The organism is Stratiformator vulcanicus (genome assembly GCF_007744515.1).
Taxonomy (GTDB): Bacteria; Planctomycetota; Planctomycetia; order Planctomycetales; family Planctomycetaceae; genus Stratiformator; species Stratiformator vulcanicus.
Map to the genome: position 1 here is coordinate 1786592 of NZ_CP036268.1, position 16558 is coordinate 1803149.

Here is a 16558-nt window from a genome sequence, read left to right on the forward strand (position 1 = left end):
TCAGGAAACGGGGCGAGGTCGAGCGCAAGACCGTCGTCGCTGTCCGGAACTCTCCGGAGAAAGGAAGTGGCTTATGCGGCGGTCGCAGACGGGACGAGCGATTGGGTTTCTGTTCGCCGCACTACCGATGCTGCTCCAACTTCCTTCGCTTGCTCACGCTCAGGTAGACGACCGGCCAGCCGCGCACGGGTCCCATACCCTGCAGATTGATGCCAAGCCGACCGTCCGAAAGTTGGCGAGCCGATTGACTCTTCCGCGTCGCGTCGAAGCCGCGCCCGACGGGACAGCGCTCGTCGTCGATTCAACGCTCGGAACGTTGACCCGTTTCACGACGGAAGGTACCGCGACGGTCATTGCCGCGGACATCCTCGAACCGACCGGCGTCGCCGCCTACGGACGTGACGAGATTCTCGTCACGGAGTTCGCATCGGGGATGCTCGGTGCTGGAGCCCTGTTGCTGATCAACGCCGAGGGTGAGTTGTTCGTCCACGCGGCGGGACTGCCCGGACCGGTCGACGTGACCGTCGCCCCGGACGGAACACCTTTCGTCGCGTGTTTGGACGGAACGGTCGCCCGGATCGGGCCGGACGGAAGCTGGACGACGATTGCCTCGGGATTGCCACAGCCATCGGCGATTACGGTCGATCCGGTCGGCCGACTACTCATCGCGAGCACGATCGACGGCAGCATCCGACAGATCTCGACATCGGGCGAATTGGAGTTGCTGCGTGAAGGACTTCGTGACCCGGTCGACCTGGCCGTCGATTCGGAAGGACATCTGATCGTGGCCTGCGAGGTCGGGAATGAATTACTCTACATCGACGGATCGGGGGGCAAGCGGACATTCGCCCACGTCCCCACCGGAACGTCATCAATCGCGTTTGATAAGCACGACAACATCTACCTCGTCAATACCGAGCGGCATACGCTCCTGCGAGTGGTGATCAACGTGTTCGTCGATTGCCCGCACTGCGGGGACCGTCTGAAGCTGCAATTTCGCCGGCCCGGCGGCCTCGCGAAGCCGAAACCCGCTTCTGAGCCGGACCCCGGCACGATTGCCGACGCAATCGCTGAAGGACCGGTGACGTAAGGGTAAGGGTAAGGGCTATTGTTCGACGCGACTGTTTGCGGGCGCCCTGACGCCGATATTGCGGTCCAGATGATCGCTCTCGGATCGCAGTTGACCGACCCGCGCGATTTTGCGACAAGCTCTGCCCCGTAGATGAATGGGGTGCGCAATTCCCGAAAATGTCGCCTTCCCGCGGCGGCAGTGCACCCGTACCCGCGACCCAGCAGCACAGGATTGAACGTGGACGTCGCCCTGCTGTGTGCGGCTGCGCTGTTGGCAGCGCCGCCGGATACGGAGTCGGACGGTTCGTTTTCGTCGTATCACTTCGCCGAAGGATACGATGAGGTCGTACGCGCCCAGTCTCCGTTTTACGACGAACTCCCCCCGCCGGGCGGAGATTTCGGCAATCCCCCAACGACGTTCGACCCCGGTGGCATCCCGCCGTCGAATGGTCCGGGCTTTCCCGCTCAACCTCCGCCGACGGGTCCCTACAACGGCGATCCGTTCGCCGCGCCGGGCGGAACGTTCGGAGCGCCGGTTCCGCAATACGGATCGGGTGGGTCGTTCTACACTTATGGCACAAACGGCCCGCAGCCGTATCGGCCGGGCTACTCTTTCGATTTCGACGCCGGCTACCTGTTCGATTCGGGGGCGTCTTCCCCGTACGGTTCTCTTGCGATCACCGAATTCGACCTCGAACTGGCAAATACGAAAATTTTCGGAAACGGCACCGCATTCACCTTCGCGAACGAGTTCGACGTCCGGCTGTTCGACGGTCCGACATCACCGAATTTGGGCGTGTTTAACGGAGTTCCCGCCGACGTTTACCGCTTCGGCTGGGACTTCGTGCTCGACGTCCCCGTTGCTCCCCAGTGGAGCGCCCAATTGGCCTTCAACCCGTCGATCAACACCGACTTTGGAAACGGACTGTCGCGCGAAGCGTTCCAGTTCGACGGTCGCGGTGTCTTGTTCTATCAGGCTTCGCCGCAATTTACGTTCGCCGGCGGTGTGGGCTATTGGGACCGGCTCGACGACATGATCATTCCCTACGGCGGTATCATCTGGACGCCGAACGACCGGTGGGAAATTCGGGCCCTGTTCCCGAAGTCCCGAATCACGTACTTTGCCGGTCACATGTGGGGAAAACCAACATGGATTTATGCGGACATCGAATACAACGTGGAGAGTTGGGAAGTCGAACGCGGCGGTCGACGTGATCAGATGCAAATGGAAGACGTCCGCCTGGTTCTCGGTGCTCGCAAAGATCAGGGCTGGGGCACAACCTTCATTGAAGGCGGATACGTCTTTAATCGCGAATTCGACTTTAAGCGCGGTGGCGGCTTCGGCGTCGACGACGGTGCCATCATCCGCGGCGGCATTCGTTTCTAAAGTCGTAAATTAGCTTGCAGCGCAAGCAAGGGACGGCAAGCTCGGCACAGACCCCGTGCCCACTGAGCTCGCTCCCCGCTCAAAAATTATAAAACGATCTCGGAGAGCACCTTGAGCGAAGTGACGGCGATCATTCTGGCCGCGGGCAAAGGCACGCGGATGAAGTCAGAGCTTCCCAAAGTCGCCCATGAAATATCGGGTCGGCCCATGATCGAATACGTCCTCGACGCGGCCCGCGGCGCCGGGGTGAGCCGCATGATCGTGGTTGTGGGTTACGGAGCCGACGAAGTCCAAGCATTGCTATCGCATCACACCGACGTCGAATTTGTATTGCAGGAAGAGCAATTGGGGACCGGTCACGCCGTGATGATGGTCGAACCGGCAATGAAAAACGCGCAGGGTCCGGTCCTCGTCCTCGCCGGCGACACGCCATTGCTGAAGTCGACCTCACTGCAGGCGCTGCTCGACGAACAACAATCGCACGCCGCCGCCTGCGTTGTCGGTTCGGCGATGACCAAGAACAATAAAGGTCTCGGCCGGATCGTCCGCGATGAGTCCGGCAACTTTATAAGAATTGTTGAAGAGCGCGATGCGTCCGAGGCGCAGCGGGCGATTCAAGAAATTAATACCGGCTGCTATGCCTTCCGTGCGCCGGACCTGCTGTCGGCGCTGAAAAAATTAAAGCCGGAGAACGATCAAGCGGAATATTATCTCACCGATTGCGCCGCAATTCTGCTAGCAGACGGCAAGGCGGTCCGAGCCGCCCCCGTGTTTGCCATCGAGGAAGCCATGGGCGTGAATACGCGGGAGCAACTTCAAGAAGTTGAGCGGGTCTTGAGTGAGAGGTAGGCGCGGACCCACGGGGCGGTGCCCGTGGGCTTTGCGATTTACTCCTCCTCGCGCTGCTCGCGCGTCGCTACTCCTCGGAGAGCAATCGCCGTTGATGTCGCGTACTCCTTGGAATGCGAAATGGAGATCGCGATCTCGGCGATGCCGAGCTTCAAGGCGAACTCTTTCGTGCCGCCGTGCAGTACGAGTTTCGGTGCGCCGCTTTTCAGGTTCACTACTTCCACCTCGGTCCAGCGAATGCCCTTGATGAATCCGGTGCCGAGGGCCTTCATTGCAGCTTCTTTGGCAGCCCAACGGCCGGCGTAATTCTGGGCCGAGTTTTTATGCCGGTCGCAATAGGCCCGCTCACCGTCGGTGAAGGTTCGCTCCAAAAAGTGCTCCCCGTGCCGCTCGATCATCTCGGCGATCCGCTGCACTTCGACAATATCAGTTCCGAGTCCGGCGAACATTTTTTGAAAGGTGAGGGGTTAGAGGTGAGTGGTGAGTGGTTTGAATCAATGGGTGGCCCGGACCCTACAGGTCCGGGTCGCAGAGCGACAAGAGGTCTTGGTTGGGTGTTGATTGCTTCAGCCACGGTCACGGGATTTTGTGGTGACTTCTTCCGTCGTTCAACCAATAGCGTCATGCTGGCCACGGAGCGAACCTTTGCCGACGTTCGGAGTCTAATCGAGAATCCCCCGCCGCCACGACTCGCGGATGCCCCATGTCTTTCGATCTTCTCGAGCAATTCAACCCATCTCCAGAGCCGCTACATCGGCTCGTGGTGCAGCATACCGATTCGGAGATGCTGCGGGAAATCGCGAGGGCGGACTATGGGATGGATGCTGATGCCCACCTAAAGGCATTGCGTCGGATCGCGAAGGGCGAGATTCTCGCACCGATGGAGTGGGAGCCGTTAGAGGTTCTTCAACTAATCCGTTACTCCGTCCCCGAAGATCGCACATGGTCTCCCGGCGGTCACGGTGAGCGTGGGCACTGGATGCGATTATTCTGTTGTACTGCGCTCATCCGCGCCGATGTCGAGCCGGACAACGACGGTTACGACTTGGGAAGCGATTGCTCGGTCATTCAGTTGATCGATAGTGCACTCAAACTCGGTCCCCAAACATCGGACGCGGCCTTGCGTCTCTTATTATGGCGACTGACTCGTGCCGAGGGAGACCTCTATCGAGAACCGATTTATGCTCTCGGTTCCCTGATGTTGATAATCGTTAAAAACCAAGAAAGTCCGGCTGCTTGGCACTTCCTTATCTCGCTCGTCGAGAACGAGGACTATCCGCTCAACTCTGTAATTGAGTCGTTCTTCTACAAGCGACAATGGAAATCCTACGTTCGCGCTCACTTGCTCGGCTCGAAAGATGACCTCGTCGACCTTCTCGCCCGGGAACTCCTGCGTCACGAAATTGTCGAAAGCTGAGGGAGTTCGCTGGAGTCTGTGTGGCGGGGTGCGTGTCGCCCCCGCATCAGGATGTTCGCGTTTTACTTGCACCCTTTCCACCCTCGGCAGGTTTTGAGGTTGGAGTTGATATGGTGCAAGATGGTCACGAATCGAACACTGCGGGGGCGACACGCCCCCGGCACCCCTGATTAAACGCAACGTCTTTTAGCCGCGACCGTTAGGGAGCGCTCGATCGTTTCTTAAACCCCACCGCCGACCGTACGCGATCCAATACCTCCGCTCCCTTCGCCCGCGCCTTTTCCGCACCGGCTCGCAGGACATCTTCAACCGTATCGAGGTCTTCCTCTAGTTCCTGTCGCTTCTCGAACGCCGGGCCGAAGTAGTCCATCGCCGCTTCGTAGAGAGTTTGCTTGGCGTCGCCGTAACCCATGCCGCCGGCGCGGTAGCGCTCGGCGAGGGCGGCCTGCTGTTGGTCGTCGGCGAACAGCTTGTAAAGGGTGAAGACTGAGTCGCCTTCGGGCTCCTTGGGGTCTTCAACCGGGGTGGAGTCGGTCTTGATCGCCATGATCTTCTTGCGGAGTTTCTTAGGCGTCGGCTCGAAAATATCGATCGTGTTGCCGTAGCTCTTGGACATCTTCTCGCCGTCGGTGCCGACGACCTTGCCGGTGGCCTCGACGACGTGCGCCTTGGGCAGCACAAGTGTTTCGCCGTAGATGTGATTGAACCGCGCGGCGAGGTCGCGTGTGATCTCGATGTGCTGTACCTGATCGGCCCCGACGGGCACGGTGTCGGAGTCGTACAGCAGAATGTCAGCCGCCTGCAAAATGGGATAGGTGTAGAGGCCCGCATCGGCGGGGAGGCCGCGGTCCTTCTTCTCTTTGAACGAGTGGCCCTTGTCGAGCAGGTGCATCTGCGTGATCGTCAGCAGAGCCCAGTATAACTCCGTGATCTCCGGCACGTCCGACTGCCGAAACAGCACCGCCTGATTCGGATCGAGACCCAGCGATAAAAGATCAATCGCCGCGTCGCGACTGAACCCGGCGAGGGTTTCCGGTTCGCCGCGGATGGTGGTCATCGCGTGCAGGTCGGCGATGAAATAGAAGGCCTGCTCGGCGGTCTGCAGTTCAATGTACTGCTTGATCGCGCCGAAGTAGTTGCCCCAGTGAAAACGGCCGGTGGGCTGGATGCCGGAGAGGACTTTCATGTTGAGTCGATGCCGATCGTCTTCGTCTGTCGGGCGGAGCTTAAGAGTTCAAATGCGGCGACCGCGCAGCGGATTCTGGTCGAGCCAATGGTAAATCAGTTCTTCAACGTCCCGGAACGTCGGCTCGTCTTCGTCAACGGATAGCTTTCTCGCAAGCTTTACCCATTGTTTCCGAAACGCTTCATACCGCGAAATTATCCGACGGGCGCTGGGAAGTCGACGTTGGCTGAAAGTGTTCAGCCAATTCCGGATCTGTGTGACCGCCCGGTTCGGATCGTCGTCATGTGCTCGGATGTCCTGACCCGAAATATCCGATAGAAATTGCTGGAAACGATACCTCTCCGTATCGAGTATCAGGCAATTCTTGCTATCTTGGGGAGGTGCCCCGAACCACTTCGCGCCGAGAAACATTCCGAGTTCGAGCGGCATATTGAAGCGAGGAAATCCAGAAATCGCATCCATTTGAACGCGCGAAATATCGTGGATCGCGAACTGCGAAGTCCCGATCAGGTCTCTAATTTTATGGACCCGGATCTGGCTGCTGTCTTCGTCTTCGAGAGCACAGCGGGGGCGAAAGCCGCAGTCGTAGATTGCGAAGAGAATTGCATCAAAGATCGGACGATAGTCAGCATCAAAAGGACAGTTCACGAAGATGTTCGTCTCATATTGGCCGCTCACTTCTTCGCAATCCGACGTTTAGCTTGTCTGCTGTTGCCTGCCTCCGATCGACTCTCCGAAATAACCTGACGGACCGCTTCACGAGCTTGGGCGCGCGTGAAGCTCTTCGGCCGTCCGAGCGGCTTGAGTAGGATCCGATATTCTTTCGATTTCGTTGGCATAAGTTGTCCCACCCTTGATGAAATTAATTGAGAGACATGCCTTCATTCTACCCGCGCGGCGTCCCGGCTTGAACCGCGGTCTTGGCCGGGCCGAGGGTTCCGACGAATTGTGTGACGTCGTCGCAATCGGCCTCTACAACGATCGCCTCAAGTTGCGCCGTCAGATCGGAAGACAGCCCCGGCTTGTAGAAGTTCGCGGTTCCGACCTGCACGGCGGTAGCCCCGGCGACGAGGAACTCCATCACGTCGTCGATCGACTGAATGCCCCCGATACCGATGATCGGGACATCAACGGCCTGAGCCACCTGCCACACGATCCGCAAAGCCAGCGGTTTGATCGCTGGTCCGGACAGGCCGCCGATGCCGTTGCCGAGGATCGGTTGCCGGCGGCGCCAGTCGATCGCCATGCCCTGAAAGGTGTTGATTAGCGAAACCGCATCGGCCCCCGCTTCGGCCGCTGCCTGAGCGATAACGGGGACGCTCGTGACGTTTGGCGTCAGTTTGGCAATCACCGGGAACGGACAGGCATCGACGACGCCGCGAACGACAGCCGCGGCCTTGTCCGGATCGGTCCCGTAGTCGACACCGCCACTGACGTTCGGGCAGGAAATGTTGAGTTCGAGGGCCGCGATCCCATCGAACTCGGCCAATCGCGATGCCATCGCCACGAACTCGGCTTCGTTCTTTCCGGCGATGTTGACGATCAGAGCCGTCGGCAATCCGGTCAGATACTCAAGATGCTTTTGGATGAAAGCGTCGAGCCCGTCGTTGTCGAGGCCGATCGAGTTCAACAGGCCCGACGGTGTCTCAACGGTCCGCGGCGGCGGATTGCCCGCGCGTGGAAGCGGGGTGACAGTCTTAGGAATCACGCCGCCGATCTTGGAGAAGTCGACGAACTCAGCCATTTCCCGCGCGTAGCCGAATGTTCCCGATGCGACCAGGATCGGATTCGACAGCGTAAGCCGATTCAAACGGACGGAAAGTCGGCTCATAACGCGCGAGATCGGGCAGGGCTGGCGACCGTCGGCAGGAAGTGCAATTTCAGCTTCGGCCGAAATCTCAACTCCGGCGGAAATCTCAGCGCCGAAGGAAGTTAAGACAAATGGACCCGATTGGACTCGAACCAACGACCTCATGCATGTCAAGCATGCGCTCTAACCAACTGAGCTACGGGTCCGTAGCGGCTGCCGTGGTGTGGCAGGGTCGTGAAAGCTACGTCTGACTTGGGCAGGCGTCAAGCGAAAAGCCCGATGTTGATCGGTATGACGCCGCAACGGCTCGACAGGTTCGCCGGATGCTCTGAGCGGACCACGCAGCGACAGCGCGGGCGTTGTTTGACTCACCCGCTGTGCTGATCAGAGAGCCGGGTGAGATTGCCGTCGGAATCGAATTGAAACGATCGCACCGGGCCCGAAGGTTCCGATTGCGGATTGGCAGCGATGTCGGGCAGACAGGATTCACTGACCTCGACCGATTCGAGATGAAGCGTGTCGAGGATCCGAACAACGCGCGCCTCCTGCGGCGGCGTCGGGCCGATCGTTCGCAAGGCAGTTTCAATGCATTCACGATCGGTCGGGAACGAAACCGGGATGTGAGCACCGCTGACGTGACCGCTGGTGACGCAGTTGATTCCGGTGATTTCGCGATCAATCGCGGCGACGGTTCGGTCGTTGGTAAAGTCTGCATAGCCGATGCCGCAGCCGTTCCCTTTTGATTTCACGGTCACGCTGCGAACAAAGATGCGCTTGCAGCGCACCGATTCGCGATCGGACGGGAAGTGCCGCAGAAATTTTCGCCCGACGACGTTCATGTCCATACCCGTTCCGCTGATCTCCTTGCCGAACTGGTCAATAATCAGCAGGTCAACCTCGTTGACCGGGAGACGGGGCATCCATTTGCGGGCCATTTGCAGCAACTCCGGCTCACGAGATGCGAAGCTCTCCGGCCGGACCGCTTCGACGTGCGCGGTTTCTTCGCGGGCGTTCTCCACAACAGCGAGCCCGCACAAGACCGGGCATTTCTCCAACAAAAGCGGTACGATCTTCGACGCGATCGGTTCAAAACTTTCGCCACGGCAGTGGCGGTGATAGATCTCGGCCCCGCTGCGTTTGCCGAGGCCGATCATCAGCATTTTGTGCAATCCGCTCTCGATCGGCCCGGCGAAGTCGGTGTGCGGTTTGACCCTGTTGAATACGATGACGTGGTCCGCTTCGAACGCCGGTTTTGCGAAGTGGATTTCGATCCCTTCGTCCGTCCGGCCGAGAATAACGGTCTCCATCGTCGAACAAATTTCGACTCCCAGCGATTCTTCGGTCAGGTCGAATCCCGCGAGCAGAGCACGTTGCCCCTCTGAATTACCACCGCCGTGGCTGCCCATCGCTGGGACGATGAAGGGTTTGGCCCCGGCTGCCTGAAAGAACTCGATCTGTGCGCGGACGAGGGCCTTGAGATTGGCGATGCCGCGACTGCCGACCGTGATTGCTACCGATTCACCGGGGCGAACGCTCTTGGCAACCTCGGCTTTGTTTAAAGTGTCGTGAGTAGCCGCGGTGACGTCCTCGACAGATTGTGCGTCGAATATCTGTCTGACGGGTAACATCTGCGGGAGGATCGGCATCGGTGACGTGAACCTTTTGCGTTACAACGGCTTCAGTCGAGTCGACGGCCCGAAACGCGGCTACAGGAGTCCGGCAATAGTCCCTCGACCTCGAATCCTCGATCATTCGGTACAGACATGAGCGACGCAATCGAATCGACAGTCCCGAACCGGCCGGATAAAAGACTGCGCGTGTCGCCGACCGTCTCGATCGACCGCGCCGAGTTCACGGTCACGTATGTCCGCAGTTCCGGTCCCGGCGGTCAGAACGTCAACAAGGTCGCCACGAAAGCCTGCCTGCGCTGGAGCCCGCTGGAGTCGCCGAGCCTACCGGAGCGCGTGCGGACTCGGTTTCGTGCCCTATTCGGCTCGCGGCTGACGAATGACGGTGAAATCATTCTCATGAGCCAGCGGTATCGCGATCGAACGAAGAACCGCGATGACTGCATCGAACGATTGCGGAAGATGCTGTTGGAGGCGGCCACGCAACCGAAAAAACGCCGACCGACGCGTCCCTCGAAGGGGTCAAAGCAACGTCGGCTGGATGCGAAGAAACGGCGTTCGGAAACCAAACGGCTGCGGGGCCGGCCGGACCAGTGATCCGGACCCGTTGCCAGGGTCTTCGAAGTGGCCTTCCCGCCGATCGAATCGCTGGTTGGCGATCCGCGTTTGGATCGAAATCTTACTCGCGGAATAGATGCGATCATTCTTGCAGCGTCGAGTTTGGGAACCGCTGAATAGAGTCCCTTGCTCCCGCTGCGGGCTGGTGATTGTTTCGCGAATTGCCGTCTTCACCAATTTTTTCGGAAGTGCTACGGTCCCGCGAATCATTTTGGCGAATCGCGTTCGCTCGGAGACTGCGACATGCATCGGCGACTCATGGCGGCTCAAGTCGGTATCGGCTGTTCTTTCTTCTGCGTATTCGGCTTGAGCCAGATCGCGCTGGGCCAACTCGCTGAGAAGGGGGTCGACCCGGGAACCGCGTTTCTCCAAGTCGCGGCATCGCCGACGGTTGAGCAAGTCGAAGGTCATTTTTTGCGGGTGAGGATGCGAACGTCTCGACCTGTCGAAGCACAACGACCTGAAGATAGCTCCGGCCGAACGGAGCAATTGCCGACAAGATATTTGCAGACTCAACGTAATTTTCAGACACAACGTGCCCAACGCCCCAACGCGTGGGTGCGGGCTGCCGTCCGTGTTGCCGGTTCGAAGAAAGACGGCCCCGAGTTCTTCGAGGCTCCGCTGAGGCGATCGGCCGATGCCGCGGACGACTTGTTTGATGACTCCCCCGTTCCCGAGCCGCTGCCGGTTCCAGAGAACGCGTCGCCGGTGCCTGAGTCGGCCTATATCCGTGACTTGATCGATCTCGCGTTGCCTCACGCGGGTCACGATGAGCGGGAAATTTGGGAGGAACAACTCGAAGATCTGGCCCCGAACGCGGCGATGGACCTGTTGGAAATCCGTCGTCGACTCGGTTCGCCGACCAAGAGTTTTGGCCCGCTGCTTCCGCAGACGGAGCCGTCGACGGCTCAGTTGTTTGAGGTGTCACTGCCATCGCATTCTGACGAGGTGGCGTGGGTGTCGGATTCAATCAGGCATTTGAAGGCCGCTGAACGGCAAATACTGAGCAATATCGCGAACGCGTCGACTCCCGGTTACACGCGGCGTGAAGCCGTGCTCGGCCCTGCCGACCCGATGCGAAATTCCGCCGGCGGAATGACCGAACAGACGACGCAAGGGGTTGAACAATTCGGGCTGCGGTTCGATCTCTCGGACGGCTCGCTACGAAAAACCGGCCGCGTGTTCGACCTGGCCGTCGAAGGGGCGGGTTTTCTCGTTGTGGCCAATGGAAAGCAGATGGCCGTCACGAAGAGTGCCTCATTTGTCCGCGATAATGAAGGGCGACTCGTCCTGGACGGAAATTTCAGAGAGTGGGAACTGCAACATCCGATCGTCGTCCCGGCGGCCAGTTTCGACCTGCGGATTGGGCAAGACGGTTCCGTGATGTGCCGACTACCCGATTCCCGACAACCGACGGCACTCGGGCGGATCACTATCGTCCGATTCGTAGATCCGTCTCACTTGGAGCCACTCGGTCCACTCCTTTGGGAACCGACCGTGGCGTCGGGCGATCCGGTACCCGCATCGGACGACGACGCCGACTTCGGCACGATTCGCTCGGGCTTCCTCACCGAATCGAATGTCGATCTCGACGCCGAAGTCGAGGCGCTCGATCAAATCCGTCGACAGATCGAGTTGCTGGAGCGGTCCGAGCCGCGTTCGTCACTTGTCGACCGCGCCCCCGCTCCGCCGAGCCGGTCGGCCATGTCAGATCCGACAGATTCTCAGTTTCCGATCCGTTGATCCGACGGCATAATGCCGATTGTCAGAGCCCCGCCTCGGCCTCCGCGGCGGATTTCTCTTTGGCTGACGACGAATCCGAAGAATAATTCTCGGAGCGGAATCGTCCTGCCAGTGTACGGGACAATCGAAATCAACGGTCGATTTTTGATTGAACAGCGTGATTCGATCGCAGCAAGTCCGATTGATCTCGGTAAGTTACATTCCGAGATCGCGCACGAGTTGCAGGCGTACATCACCGGCATTGTGCATGACCCGGATATCGCCGGGGAACTGGTACAGGACGCTTTTGCCCGATTGGTCGAGCGTCCTGCGCCATCAGATTTGCGGTCGGCCAAAGCGTGGGCATATCGCGTTGCCCACAACGTGGCGATCGATTGGTGCCGGAGTAAACGCAGAGAACGGAAGCATGTCGGGCAAGCATGGTGGCTGCGTCCTCGGGAGACTGAGGATGAAGGCATCGATTGCCTTTTAAAGGCTGAGCAGAAAGTCAGGATTCGGCAGGCGATCGATCGTCTGCCCGCGGAGCAGAGATTTGTCGTCGAACGACGCATTTTTCAAGGAAGAAAGTTTGCCGTCATCGCAGAGGAACTTGGCGTTCCCCTCGGAACCGTTCTGACGCGGATGCGTTTGGCGATGGTCAAGTTGTCGCGGTCCTTATCCGACGAGAAGAACCCATGAGCACGGATCAATCAGAATTCCCAAATCATTTCGACGATGTCGATTGGCGTGCCACACAATATGTGCTCGGCGAACTGGGTGCCGAAGAGTCCAAGTCGTTGGAAGACCAGTTGGGTCATGACCAAGAGCTACGCGAAGCGGTTGCCCGGGCCACTCAACTGACGCTGGCGATCGCTGCGGTCCGACCGATGACGGCGGAACTCGTCGCCCGCCGATCCGTGCGGTCGAAGCGAAGTCTTCAGATCGCCGTTGTCGGCACGGTCGCTGCTCTGGCATTAGTGATGGCGGTCGCGGTGACTCCACCCGGTGAGAAAACCGTGAATCGCGAGCAGAAAACCGAAGCTTTGCTCGCTCTGTGGGCCGAATCGCGGGTGGACGATCACGTTGCCCAGCCGGACGCCCCGCAGTGGGAACGACCAATCCACATCGGCCCGCTGACAGATAATTCTGGCGACGACTCACTCGAGTCGGATGTCGCCCCGCCCAACTGGATGCTTGCCGCCGTCTCATTCGATGAAATGGAAGTTGGCGCTGCGGAATCGGGAGATGATGCAGCTCCCTCCGTGTTCAACCCCGGGCCGACTTCGGTGATCGAATCAACCGATGAGCCGGAGCAGTTTTTGCCGCCGCAGACGGGGACCTTCTAACGTGAAAGCAACTCTCGCGAACGGAATTATCGTTCTGAGCGTGATCGCTTTAGCGAGCGATTCAGCCACGGCCCAAAAACCGTTGGTGGAGCCGAATGATGGTACCGCCCCGAAAATTGAACGGGCGGCCGAGCAGGCCTCGACGACATTTCTCAAGCAGCATCATCCCGAACTGGCCCGCCTGCTGGTCGCTTTGGAATCGCGTGATCGATCCGCCTATCAGAGCGCGATCAGCGATGTGGATAAAGCTCGTCGTCGCCTTGAGCGCTTGGAAGACCGGCAGCCTGAGTATTGGCAGAACCAATTAGAGAAGTGGAAAATCGATTCGCGAATTCGCTTGCTTCTGGCCCGGCTGACCATGATCACCGGCGACGTGTCCGTCTCACCGACGGAGCGTGAAGAACTGGCAAGGTTGCTCAAGCAGCGTCGCGAGAACCGATTGCAAACGCTCGAATATCAAGAGAAACAGACGGTCGAGCGATTGAGAAGGCTCGAGCAGCAAGTCGAGAACGCCGCCAACGAAGTCGGCGACACCGCCGGCCTTGAGCGTGAGGTCGATTCGGTTCTCCGCAGCGTGGCGAAAAAACGCTCGAATTCCGGTAGCAAAGAAAAATCCAAGAAGAAATCGAAGGCCGGACGCGTCGTAGATGCGAGTCCGAAGACCGGGCCCGCCGGCGACTGAGTCGCCAACGGGCGAAGCAGCGGATTCGACCGGTTCACTCCTGGCCATCAGGAGTCCTATCTCTCAAGTTTCGCTATTTGCTCATGTGCGGAGTGGTCTGATGCGTGCTGCGCCTTCGTTGATCTTCGGCTTCGCCGCCTGTGCTTTTTTCCTTATCGGGGAGTCGGCAGCACGATCTGCCGAAATCGACTCGAAAAAAGTCCTTGCCCCGGTCAGCGAGCGATTTGCCGAACCAGCGCTCGACGAATCGCCCGACTTCCAGCGGCATGTTGTGCCATTACTCGGACGGGTCGGCTGCAACGGGCGAGCCTGCCACGGGTCATTCAAAGGGCAGGGCGGCTTTCAACTGTCACTATTCGGTTACGATTTCGAGTCGGACCACGAACAGATGACCGGCGAAGACTATTCCCGGATCGATCGCGAATCGCCTCGCGAGAGCATGGTGCTTCAAAAGCCCACTTTGCAAATGGACCACGATGGTGGCGAGGTGATCACTGCGAATTCTTGGCAGTACAATCTATTAAGTCGCTGGATTGAGCAGGGGGCGAAGGAACTTAAAGGCGAGGCCGAACTGACCCGGCTCGAAGTGACCCCCGACGAAATCGTTTCATCTAAGACTGGCGAAGAGATCGAACTTCGCGTCGTCGCAGTCTGGTCAGATGGTTCCACGGAAGACGTTACCCCGCTGTGCCGCTTCCAGACAAATGACCCGACTGTCGCCGCGATCGACGAGCACGGCTCGATCACTATCGGCGAATCTGGCGACACGCATGTGGTCGTGTTTTACGACAGCGCCGTTCGGCCGATTCCGGTCATCAAACCTTTCAATGCAAACTACGGATCGACGTATCCGACGGTGCAGACAAAGTCGGAAGTCGATCAACTCGTCGTCCAAAAATTAAGAAAACTCGGAATCGTACCATCGGAACTTGCCGGCGACGCAGACTTCCTGCGGCGCGTGCAACTCGACCTGACAGGGACGCTACCGGCCGCGTGGGAGGTTGAAGCGTTTCTCAGTGATGATTCGCCGAACAAGCGGTCCGAGAAGATCGAAGAATTAATGCAGACGCCCGCCTACGCCGCCTGGTGGGCGACAAAGCTGTGCGATATGACCGGCAATAATCCCGCGTCATTGAACAACGAAGTCGGACGCGATCGGGCCTCCGAAGACTGGTTTCGCTGGATCGAGAAACGGGTCGCCGAGAATCGTCCCTATGACGAATTGGTCGAAGGGATCGTCCTCGCCGTTAGCCGCGAAGACGACGAGAGCTACGCCGACTACTGTGAAGCGATGAGCGATATCTATCGCGTTGATGCCAAAGCCGATTTCGCCGATCGTTCGACGATGCCGCACTATTGGGCACGTCGGACTTTCACAAAACCGGAAGATCGCGCCATCGGTTTCGCCTACGCGTTTCTTGGGGTTCGCATCCAATGCGCCCAGTGTCACAAGCATCCGTTCGATCAATGGACGCAGACCGACTTTAAGAACTTCGAGGCGTTCTTCACCGGTGTGACATACAATGTCGACCCAAAATCAAAGAAGGAGTATCAGCAGATGCTCCAGGCGATTTCCGGTGACGAAAAAGGGAATGCGGCTCGCCAAAAGATCGGAAGCCTGTTGCTTCAAGGAGAAGTGGTGCCGCTGCGTGAGGTGTATGCCGAGACGCCGGCGCCCGCCCTTAAGAATAAGAAGCAGAACCAACGACGTCGAAATCGCACGCGGGTTGCTGAATCGGGCCGCGTGCTCGGCGGAGAGGAAATTAATTTTTCAGAAGCCGGGGGCGATATTCGGAAGCCATTGATGGACTGGCTTCGTTCCAAAGACAACAAGTATTTTGCAAGAGCCTTCGTAAATCGCGTGTGGGCGAATTACTTCAACCGCGGGATTGTCGAGCCGCCCGATGATTTGAGCTTGGCAAACGCACCGGTTAACGGACCGCTACTTGACTATCTGGCCGACGGCTTCATTGAGCGAGGTTATGATATGAAGTGGCTGCATCGCGAAATTACGAATAGCGACACCTATCAGCGGTCGTGGCGTCCGAATGAAACGAACGCGTCGGACGAATCGAATTTCAGCCGCGCAGTGCATCGTCGCTTGCCCGCCGAGGTCGCCGTCGATGCATTGGCCTTCGCGACTGCGGCCGATGATCGCGTGCGAGCTCTTAAGGAGTCAAACGAAGGCCGGGCGATTGCCGTGCCCGGCGCCGGTCAACGGAGCAGGGCCATCACCGAAGCCGGAAATGCCGGGTTCGCCTTCGAAGTCTTCGGACGCAGTATTCGCGAAAGCAATTGCGATTGCGATCGATCCGCTGACCCGAGCGTGCTGCAAACAATTTTTCTTCGGAACGACAACGATTTGCTGAAGCGACTCGAGGCCAATGGTGATACGTGGATTGCCCAATTAAAGGGGTGCATTGCGCCGGGCGCGGCCGATCGGCAGACTGTGGCGGAACGACGAATATTGCAAATTAAGAAACAGATTGATCGCGAACAGGCAAAGCTGGACGAACTGACTGCTGAGACAGAACAGGACACCAAACAGATCGCGCGATCGCTCACTCGTTTAGACCGACTACACGAGTCACTGGCTGACTCCGAAAGCCGGGTCGCTGCTTTAAAAAGAGCCGCACAATTCGAGAATCGCCTCGCAAAAGCAACGCCTGAAACTGTGATTCGCGAAGCGTATCTCCGCACGTTGAGTCGATATCCGACCGACAACGAACTCGAAGTCGCACGCGGATTTTTTAATAACGCCGACGGGATGGAAACAGGGGCCCGAGACCTAATGTGGGCCCTGCTGAATACGAAAGAGTTTATCATCAACCATTGATCGAGT

General features: G+C 58.6%; 15 protein-coding genes and 1 tRNA gene. 10 read left to right on the plus strand and 6 right to left on the minus strand.

The window, feature by feature from the left end; all coding sequences use genetic code 11:
* Positions 1-73 precede the first annotated feature (73 nt).
* The 3 genes from Pan189_RS06885 (at position 74) to Pan189_RS06895 (ending at position 3307) form a co-directional block, all read left to right on the plus strand.
* A complete protein-coding gene (locus Pan189_RS06885; protein WP_145363210.1) occupies positions 74-1090 on the plus strand; it encodes a Vgb family protein in 1017 nt (338 codons plus the stop codon).
* 219 nt (positions 1091-1309) lie between these two features.
* Positions 1310-2458 carry a DUF6268 family outer membrane beta-barrel protein gene (locus Pan189_RS06890; RefSeq protein WP_145363211.1) on the plus strand — a complete coding sequence of 383 codons (1149 nt, stop codon included), beginning with the start codon at positions 1310-1312 and terminating at the stop codon, positions 2456-2458.
* 120 nt (positions 2459-2578) lie between these two features.
* On the plus strand, positions 2579-3307 hold the full coding sequence (locus Pan189_RS06895; protein WP_310821338.1) for an NTP transferase domain-containing protein: 729 nt from the start codon (positions 2579-2581) through the stop codon (positions 3305-3307).
* A gap of 38 nt (positions 3308-3345) precedes the next feature.
* On the opposite strand, the gene acpS is transcribed toward Pan189_RS06895, so the two are convergent.
* Positions 3346-3756, minus strand: coding sequence for a holo-ACP synthase (gene acpS / locus Pan189_RS06900; protein ID WP_145363213.1), 411 nt, complete (start codon positions 3754-3756; stop codon positions 3346-3348).
* A gap of 254 nt (positions 3757-4010) precedes the next feature.
* On the opposite strand from acpS, the gene Pan189_RS06905 reads away from it, so the two are divergent.
* The gene (locus tag Pan189_RS06905; protein WP_145363214.1) at positions 4011-4724 is read left to right on the plus strand and encodes a hypothetical protein; all 714 of its coding nucleotides are present in this window, start codon (positions 4011-4013) and stop codon (positions 4722-4724) included.
* Between the two features lie 199 nt (positions 4725-4923).
* On the opposite strand, the gene trpS is transcribed toward Pan189_RS06905, so the two are convergent.
* From trpS to Pan189_RS06930, 5 genes are all read right to left on the minus strand, one after another.
* A complete protein-coding gene (gene trpS / locus Pan189_RS06910; protein ID WP_145363215.1) occupies positions 4924-5910 on the minus strand; it encodes a tryptophan--tRNA ligase in 987 nt (328 codons plus the stop codon).
* A gap of 48 nt (positions 5911-5958) precedes the next feature.
* On the minus strand, positions 5959-6558 hold the full coding sequence (locus Pan189_RS06915; protein ID WP_310821193.1) for a hypothetical protein: 600 nt from the start codon (positions 6556-6558) through the stop codon (positions 5959-5961).
* Between the two features lie 238 nt (positions 6559-6796).
* Entirely contained in the window at positions 6797-7741 is a 945-nt protein-coding gene (locus Pan189_RS06920) for a dihydroorotate dehydrogenase (RefSeq protein ID WP_145363217.1), read from the minus strand.
* A 111-nt stretch (positions 7742-7852) separates the two neighbouring features.
* Positions 7853-7926, minus strand: a tRNA-Val gene (locus Pan189_RS06925).
* A 162-nt stretch (positions 7927-8088) separates the two neighbouring features.
* Complete coding sequence (locus Pan189_RS06930) at positions 8089-9348, minus strand: nickel pincer cofactor-dependent isomerase, group 22 (protein WP_310821194.1); 1260 nt, start codon at positions 9346-9348, stop codon at positions 8089-8091.
* 135 nt (positions 9349-9483) lie between these two features.
* Between Pan189_RS06930 and arfB the strand changes: the two genes are divergently transcribed.
* From arfB to Pan189_RS06960, 6 genes are all read left to right on the plus strand, one after another.
* Positions 9484-9945, plus strand: a complete 462-nt coding sequence (gene arfB / locus Pan189_RS06935) for an alternative ribosome rescue aminoacyl-tRNA hydrolase ArfB (RefSeq protein ID WP_145363219.1) — start codon at positions 9484-9486, stop codon at positions 9943-9945.
* A 264-nt stretch (positions 9946-10209) separates the two neighbouring features.
* Complete coding sequence (locus Pan189_RS06940; protein WP_145363220.1) at positions 10210-11709, plus strand: flagellar hook basal-body protein; 1500 nt, start codon at positions 10210-10212, stop codon at positions 11707-11709.
* A 111-nt stretch (positions 11710-11820) separates the two neighbouring features.
* Positions 11821-12387 (plus strand): RNA polymerase sigma factor, encoded by a 567-nt coding sequence (locus tag Pan189_RS06945; protein ID WP_310821195.1) that lies wholly within the window; start codon positions 11821-11823, stop codon positions 12385-12387.
* Entirely contained in the window at positions 12384-13034 is a 651-nt protein-coding gene (locus Pan189_RS06950) for a hypothetical protein (RefSeq protein WP_145363222.1), read from the plus strand. The genes Pan189_RS06945 and Pan189_RS06950 overlap by 4 nt, the downstream gene beginning before the upstream one ends.
* A gap of 1 nt (position 13035) precedes the next feature.
* Positions 13036-13716 carry a hypothetical protein gene (locus Pan189_RS06955; RefSeq protein ID WP_145363223.1) on the plus strand — a complete coding sequence of 227 codons (681 nt, stop codon included), beginning with the start codon at positions 13036-13038 and terminating at the stop codon, positions 13714-13716.
* Between the two features lie 100 nt (positions 13717-13816).
* Positions 13817-16552, plus strand: coding sequence for a DUF1549 and DUF1553 domain-containing protein (locus Pan189_RS06960; protein ID WP_310821196.1), 2736 nt, complete (start codon positions 13817-13819; stop codon positions 16550-16552).
* Positions 16553-16558: the final 6 nt, after the last annotated feature.

What these genes read in the sequence shown, in the direction of transcription:
- acpS (WP_145363213.1), bottom strand. Translation starts at nt 3,756, where the DNA reads ATGTTCGCCGGACTCGGAACTGATATTGTCGAAGTGCAGCGGATCGCC.
- Pan189_RS06885 (WP_145363210.1), top strand. Translation starts at nt 74, where the DNA reads ATGCGGCGGTCGCAGACGGGACGAGCGATTGGGTTTCTGTTCGCCGCA.
- trpS (WP_145363215.1), bottom strand. Translation starts at nt 5,910, where the DNA reads ATGAAAGTCCTCTCCGGCATCCAGCCCACCGGCCGTTTTCACTGGGGC.
- Pan189_RS06930 (WP_310821194.1), bottom strand. Translation starts at nt 9,348, where the DNA reads ATGTTACCCGTCAGACAGATATTCGACGCACAATCTGTCGAGGACGTC.
- Pan189_RS06960 (WP_310821196.1), top strand. Translation starts at nt 13,817, where the DNA reads ATGCGTGCTGCGCCTTCGTTGATCTTCGGCTTCGCCGCCTGTGCTTTT.
- Pan189_RS06940 (WP_145363220.1), top strand. Translation starts at nt 10,210, where the DNA reads ATGCATCGGCGACTCATGGCGGCTCAAGTCGGTATCGGCTGTTCTTTC.
- Pan189_RS06905 (WP_145363214.1), top strand. Translation starts at nt 4,011, where the DNA reads ATGTCTTTCGATCTTCTCGAGCAATTCAACCCATCTCCAGAGCCGCTA.
- Pan189_RS06950 (WP_145363222.1), top strand. Translation starts at nt 12,384, where the DNA reads ATGAGCACGGATCAATCAGAATTCCCAAATCATTTCGACGATGTCGAT.
- arfB (WP_145363219.1), top strand. Translation starts at nt 9,484, where the DNA reads ATGAGCGACGCAATCGAATCGACAGTCCCGAACCGGCCGGATAAAAGA.
- Pan189_RS06920 (WP_145363217.1), bottom strand. Translation starts at nt 7,741, where the DNA reads ATGAGCCGACTTTCCGTCCGTTTGAATCGGCTTACGCTGTCGAATCCG.